The sequence below is a fragment of the Desulfurella sp. genome (assembly GCF_023256235.1).
Taxonomy (GTDB): Bacteria; Campylobacterota_A; Desulfurellia; order Desulfurellales; family Desulfurellaceae; genus Desulfurella.
The window spans coordinates 1-4,809 of the sequence record NZ_JAGDWY010000049.1 but is presented as its reverse complement, the minus strand read 5'-3'; the positions used below and the strand labels follow the sequence as shown (position 1 = coordinate 4,809).

Annotated in this window: 5 protein-coding genes; all 5 read left to right on the top strand. The window is 28.6% G+C overall.

Annotated features, from left to right (window positions below; all coding sequences use genetic code 11):
- The first annotated feature begins 202 nt into the window (after positions 1-202).
- Positions 203-784: a surface-adhesin E family protein gene (locus tag Q0C22_RS04975; protein ID WP_291492381.1), complete on the top strand. Its 582-nt coding sequence runs from the start codon at positions 203-205 to the stop codon at positions 782-784.
- Between the two features lie 12 nt (positions 785-796).
- Positions 797-1,666, top strand: coding sequence for a hypothetical protein (locus tag Q0C22_RS04970; RefSeq protein WP_291492379.1), 870 nt, complete (start codon positions 797-799; stop codon positions 1,664-1,666).
- A 150-nt stretch (positions 1,667-1,816) separates the two neighbouring features.
- A complete protein-coding gene (gene hxsD, locus Q0C22_RS04965) occupies positions 1,817-2,158 on the top strand; it encodes a His-Xaa-Ser system protein HxsD (RefSeq protein WP_291492377.1) in 342 nt (113 codons plus the stop codon).
- Positions 2,151-3,590 carry a His-Xaa-Ser system radical SAM maturase HxsB gene (hxsB, locus tag Q0C22_RS04960; protein WP_291492375.1) on the top strand — a complete coding sequence of 480 codons (1,440 nt, stop codon included), beginning with the start codon at positions 2,151-2,153 and terminating at the stop codon, positions 3,588-3,590. The genes hxsD and hxsB overlap by 8 nt, the downstream gene beginning before the upstream one ends.
- A gap of 21 nt (positions 3,591-3,611) precedes the next feature.
- On the top strand, positions 3,612-4,766 hold the full coding sequence (hxsC, locus tag Q0C22_RS04955; protein WP_291492373.1) for a His-Xaa-Ser system radical SAM maturase HxsC: 1,155 nt from the start codon (positions 3,612-3,614) through the stop codon (positions 4,764-4,766).
- Positions 4,767-4,809: the final 43 nt, after the last annotated feature.

The following is a 4,809-nucleotide window of genomic DNA, read 5'->3' as shown; positions in this document are numbered from 1 at the left end:
AAGAGAGTATTTTACCAAAGCTTACAATATTTTTAAGTCGGTTGGAGATGAGCCACACGCGCAAGATGCTTATCAAGATTTGCAGGAACTGCAGTAAAGATATTGACTTGACAGAGGGATAAGTTAATAAGTTATATCCCGATAAAGATGCAGTAGGTATATGATTTAAATAATTTATCTTTAACAACCTTAGGAGGTAATTATGGAGGAAAAAAATAAAAAAAACACACCTTTTTTGTTGATTTTAATTTTGGTTTTATTATCGGTTGGTATTGGTTATCTTATAGGCCAATCAGTCCACAAATCTCCACAATCTGCAAACCAAACAGTATCGTTTTCAGACAACACTACAAATGGTTCAAACTCTACAGCATCTCAGGTTTCTAACAATACGGCAAACAGCAAAAATACAAAATGGGTTTGCTTGGATTACGATAAAAACAATAAGTGTACTTTAGAATATGATAAAGATGATATTCAACAAGTTTATGGTTCAGTTTTTAAGGTTTGGACTAACTGGTATGGAGAAAAAGTTAAAAATACAGAAATAGAATTAGGTGTACGCGATGGTTTGCCAGTGAAAGCTTTTGATAATTTCTCTCACACAACAGTTTTATACTATATTGATTGCGATAATCAAACTTATAAAATAATATCATCTGCAGATTACGACACAGACGGAAACGTTATTAATAGTCATGATAATCAGGGCGATAGTTATTCTCCAATAGTTCCTGATACTTTAGGAGATGCATTATACAAAGCTGTTTGTAATAAACAATAAAGAGGGGTTGTTATGAAAAAATTTAATAAATCCGTTGGTTTGATTATTTTTGTTTTCTTTTTATTTGGTTTTTTTAATGTATCCTATTCAGAAGCTGATGATTGGACTTGTGTGGGTTATGATCAAAACAATAAGTGTACTATTGAATATGATAAAGATGATATTCAACAAGTTTATGGTTTATCGGCGAGTAATTTTAAAAATTTCGATTACACACTTTTATCATTATCTATTGATTGCGATAATCAAACTTATGAAATAATTTCAAAGTATGATTATGACAAAAATGGAAATGTTATTTACAATAAGGATTGGAGCAAATATGTTAGTTTTAAACAAATACTCCCAGAAACCACGATTGATGCTATATATAAATCTATTTGCAATAAACGAAAGTATTCAACTAAAATTTTTTCTGGAAAAATTACTGTAAGCACAATTAAGAATTTTACATACACAATCCCAGTAATAAATTATGATACAGACAAAAGAATTACTTTTAAAAACGGAAAAGCATTTATAGGAGAGCCATTAAATAGCAATTATGTTTACTTTGAAATATCAAAATATAAATTTGCTGATATAAATGGAGACGGAAAACCAGATGCAATTGTTGTCTTTATTGAATATGTAGGGGTAAGCGGAGCAGTTTACTTTTTAACTGCAATTATACAGGAAGGAAATAAACTTGTGCAGACAAATACGATAGAATTTGAAGACAGGTGCCAAATAAACAAAATTGAAGTCAAGAAAATTCATTCCAAGCCTGAAATATTTCTTGATATGATGGTTCACAAACCAACAGATGCTTCCTGTTGCCCTACCCAAAGGGTAATTAGGTGTTTAGTCTTAAAAAATAATTATTTAGCACAATGCGAGTGATTTTTTAGAATAACTTAGAATTGTTTGATTTACTTGTAGATGATGTTTAAAATAATATCATGAATTTTGTTTCTTGATGGAGTTGGGTTGATTCTAGTAGAATAGATTGTTAGAATAGCACCAGTAAATGCTTTTATTAGGAAAAAAGCCATGAAAGAAATAATTGTTCAAATCGAAGAAAATAAATTATTAATTGAATTAAAAAAACAATTTTATGAAAAGGAAGCTGTTTTTGCTGCTGCTTATAAATTTACAAATCTTTGTTCTATAATAATTGAACCAACAGATGATTATTCTATAGGCGTTTATTTTCAGTTATTGAAGGATAATGATAAGGTTGATTTAGAAAAAATTGCAAAGGATTTTTGTAATGAAGTTCTAGATCAACAAGTTAGATTAGATTTAGAGAAAAGATACGGAAATATAAAAAATTTAATAGTTCAGCAGGCGTTCAATCCCATTAAAAATTTGAAAGATAGTATAAATGAATGAAAATAAGAGTAAATACATAGTAATGCCTTTTAATTTTAAATTATTTGATAATGAACATGTTTTACTTGTTAACGATGCTGGAGATTATTATTTTTTGAAAACGTCTGATTTTGATAATCTAATAAATTACAAATTGGACAAAAGAAGCGCCATTTATCAAGATTTAAATAGTAGGCAATTAGTGTCTGATTATAATGATATTGACCTTTCAATTGAGTTATTGTCTACAAAATATAGATCTATAAAAAGTTTTTTAAGGAATTTTACGTCTCTTCATATGATGGTTATAACTTTGCGTTGTAATCATAAATGTAGGTATTGTCAGGTTACTAGTGAAGTGGAGGAAGCTTATAAATACGATATGAGTCCAGAAACAGCAAGAAGAGTGGTTGATTACATTTTTTATTCACCCTCTCAAAATATTAAAATTGAATTTCAAGGTGGAGAACCTCTATTAAACTGGAGCACAATTGTTTCAACTGTTGACTATGCCGAAGTTTTAAATAAAAAATACAAAAAAAATCTTGAATTTGTAATTTGCACTAATTTAACTTTATTGGATGAAGAAAAAATAAATTTTATAAATAATCACAATATAGCGATATCAACCTCTCTCGACGGTAATAAATTTCTACATGATAAAAATAGAATCTTACGCAATGGTAAAAGTAGCTATGATTTGTTTATAGAAAAATTAGAATTGGCAAGAAAAATGCTAACACGCAATAGAATATCTGCTTTAATGACTACAACCATAGACAATATCGATAAGTTAAATATTGTTATTGATGAATATATCAAATTAGGATTTGATGGTATTTTTCTAAGGGCATTAAATCCCTATGGATTAGCCTCAAAATATGTTAACGATATCGGTTATCCAATTGAAAAATTTATATCGGCTTTTGAGGAAGCTTTAAATTATATAATAGAAATTAATATCAAAGGAAAAAGATTTATTGAGTATTATACAGCGTTATTACTTAAAAGAATACTAACACCGTTTGGAACTGGCTTTGTTGACTTGCAATCTCCTTCCGGAGCTGGTATTGCTGGAGTAATTTATGATTTTAATGGAGATATATATCCAGCTGATGAAGCAAGAATGTTAGCTAGAATGGGAGATAAACATTTTTTAATGGGTAATGTTTTTAAAGATAAGTATATAGACATTTTTAACGGAGAAGTTATTTCTGATATAGTGAAAAAATCATGTCTTGATGCTATGCCTGGATGTGCAACTTGCGTTTATAAGACATATTGTGGAGCAGACCCAATTAGAAATTATCTTGAAACAAAAGATATTGTAGGTCATAGGCCTTCCAGTAATTTTTGCAAAAAACATATGGGGTTGTTTGATATAATTTTGAACAAATTAAAAAACAACAAAGAAGAAGAAATGAACGTTTTTTGGTCATGGATATCATATTGAAATTTATTTTAGGATTTAAACATGAAATCATACAAAGGAACACCTTATAATATAAATAATACGATTATCGGAAAAGTAACTCATAAAAATAATTTTTTTTTAAAAAGAAAAAATTATGTTATTTTATGCAATGAAAAATGTAGCCATTTATATGGTTACTCTGGAGCAATATTCATCTCACCTCCTGCGTTAAATATTCCAAAAAAAATACCTTATATATATTACAATGATAACCGGATGCTCAGCGATTTAAAAGATGATGATGTTGTATTGTTAAATCCTGACGGTAGCATAAATGTCCTTTGGGAAACTGAATCGAACGATAATGTTTTTTTTCTTACCAATCAATGTAATTGTAAATGTATACAATGCCCACAACCACCTCATGAAGATCCGCAAGGATTATTTGAGCTTAATTTAAAAATCTTAAATCTTATTGATCCTCAAAAAACAAATAATTTATGTATAACTGGTGGAGAGCCGACAATATTAGGAGATAGATTTATTGGTTTTTTGAAAAAATGCGCTGATACTTTTCCTGAAAGCAATATTACTATACTTACCAATGGAACTCAATTCAGTAACTTTGAATTTACTAAACAAGTATGTAGTATTAAAGCTAAAAATCTTTTAATCTGTATAAGCTTATATGCGGATACATATATATTGCATGATAGAATTACACGATTGAAAGGAAGTTTTTATAATACTGTTAAAGGTATTCAAAATATTGCTAAATTTTACAAAAATATAGAAATAAGGTTTGTTATTAGCAAGCTTAATTATCAAAGACTCTTATCTTTCGCAATTTTTGTTTACAGAAACTTTCCTTTTGTAACACATGTTGCTTTTATGGGTCTTGAGATGACAGGTTATGCTGAAAAAAACTTAAATGAGGTATGGATAGATCCTGTTGACTACAAAGATTATTTGAAAAGTGCAGTTTTAGAGCTAGAAAGAAGAGATATAAATGTTTCAATATACAACATTCCTTTATGTCTTCTCCCAAAAGACATTTGGCGTTTCTCAAGAAAATCAATTTCTAATTGGAAAAATGATTATTTACCTATATGTAAAAATTGTGATATGCAAGAAATGTGCTGCGGTATTTTTACTACTTCTGCTTTTCAAAGCAATAACATTAAACCAATTGTTATTGACAAAAACCAAACTTAAGTTTATATTTAAAAAAGTAACATTACATAAGGAGGCAATAATG

Excerpts from the sequence above, each read along its gene's own strand:
- Q0C22_RS04975 (WP_291492381.1), top strand. The coding sequence starts at position 203 with ATGGAGGAAAAAAATAAAAAAAACACACCTTTTTTGTTGATTTTAATT.
- Q0C22_RS04970 (WP_291492379.1), top strand. The coding sequence starts at position 797 with ATGAAAAAATTTAATAAATCCGTTGGTTTGATTATTTTTGTTTTCTTT.
- hxsD (WP_291492377.1), top strand. The coding sequence starts at position 1,817 with ATGAAAGAAATAATTGTTCAAATCGAAGAAAATAAATTATTAATTGAA.
- hxsB (WP_291492375.1), top strand. The coding sequence starts at position 2,151 with ATGAATGAAAATAAGAGTAAATACATAGTAATGCCTTTTAATTTTAAA.
- hxsC (WP_291492373.1), top strand. The coding sequence starts at position 3,612 with ATGAAATCATACAAAGGAACACCTTATAATATAAATAATACGATTATC.